A 600-nucleotide genomic window follows, 5' to 3' on the forward strand; every position below is an offset into this window, starting at 1 on the left:
TGCGGCAGACAGGTCAGCCAGCAGGACGCACAGGGCCGGGAAACGCGCTACGAATACAGCCTGGCAGGCGACCTGGCAGCAGTCATCTCCCCGGACGGCAGCAGGCAGACCACAGAGTACGACGACGCAGGACACCCGGTGAGCACCACCACTGGCGGCCTGACCCGGCAGATGGCATACGACGCTGCAGGTCGCCTTACCCAACTGACCAACGAAAACGGCAGCCACACGCTATTCACTTATGATGTGCTGGACCGGCTGGTGCAGGAAACGGGTTTTGACGGCAGAACGCAGCGTTATCAGTACGGTATTACCGGGCAGCTTATCTGCAGTGAAGACGAAAGCCTCGTCACCCTCTGGCATTACGATGCGTCAGACCGGCTGACCCACCGTACCGTCAATGATGAGCCGGCGGAACAGTGGACCTACAACGAGCGCGGCTGGCTGACCGAAGTCAGCCAACTCAGCGACGGTCACCGCGTCGCCGTACAGTATGAGTACGATAAACAGGGCAGACTTACCAACGAACGCCAGACGGTGCATCACCCGGAAACGAATGACCTGCTCTGGCAACACGAAACCCGGCACGATTACAGCGAT

The 600-nt window shown here is 60.0% G+C and carries 1 pseudogene; it reads left to right on the forward strand.

Annotated elements, in window-relative coordinates:
* Nucleotides 1-600 (forward strand): annotated as a pseudogene (locus QNN88_RS22820) (type IV secretion protein Rhs); the annotation flags it as partial.

Source organism: Citrobacter sp. ANG330 (assembly GCF_047467925.1).
Lineage (GTDB): Bacteria > Pseudomonadota > Gammaproteobacteria > Enterobacterales > Enterobacteriaceae > Citrobacter_A > Citrobacter_A amalonaticus_G.